Origin of the sequence: Brachyspira sp. SAP_772 (assembly GCF_009755885.1) — a bacterium.
In the GTDB taxonomy this organism is placed as follows: Bacteria; Spirochaetota; Brachyspiria; order Brachyspirales; family Brachyspiraceae; genus Brachyspira.
On record NZ_VYIX01000195.1, the window covers coordinates 1 to 678 of the forward strand.

At 30.8% G+C, this 678-nt stretch carries 2 protein-coding genes; both read right to left on the reverse strand.

What is annotated here, in order from left to right; genetic code table 11:
• The coding region (locus GQX97_RS13490; RefSeq protein WP_255447422.1) for a S4 domain-containing protein at nt 1–317 on the reverse strand (317 nt) is incomplete at its 3' end.
• Between the two features lie 19 nt (nt 318–336).
• Nucleotides 337–678, reverse strand: a 342-nt coding sequence (locus GQX97_RS13495) for a dCTP deaminase domain-containing protein (RefSeq protein WP_157152306.1), incomplete at its 5' end; no start/stop codon positions are given.

Below are 678 nucleotides of genomic sequence, written 5' to 3' on the forward strand. Positions count from 1 at the left end.
ATAATTAAATCGCCATCATCATAAATTATCTCTATATCTTTATTTACTTCAGGCTCTTTCATATCTTTAAAATAGTATGATATCTCATCGCCTTTTGAAATAGTTCTAGTATATTTTATCTTCTCTCCGTTTACTAATACAAGCCCCTCACCTATCAAATCCTGCCACTTGTTTCTGGAATAATAAGAAAACCTATTTCCCATATATTTATCTAATCGCATAGATTCAATATCTTCTTCGATACGGCACTTCCTTATAACAGCACCTTCATATAATTCTTTATTAGTAGAATTGAGTTTATTTTTAGATTTTTTCATAATTTGATTTTATTGATAATTATTTAAAATCTTTGTAAAGCATGCTAGGCTGMACATCAGTGTTGTTTTGATATTTACTGCTTGCATACTCTTCATATTCACCATCTATAGTGTGATAATAAAGCTGAGCAATTTCTACTTCAGGGTATATTATTATAGGCTTAATRCAAAATATCTCTAATGTCCAATACCCCGCAAAACCAACATCTCCAAACCCAGCAGTAATATGTATAAATATACCAAGCCTTCCTATAGATGACCTACCCTCTATCATAGGCACATATTTTTTTGTTTTGGTATATTCTAAAGTTCTTCCCAAATAAAGCTGATTAGGCTCTAACTGATATCCTGTTTCTGGTAT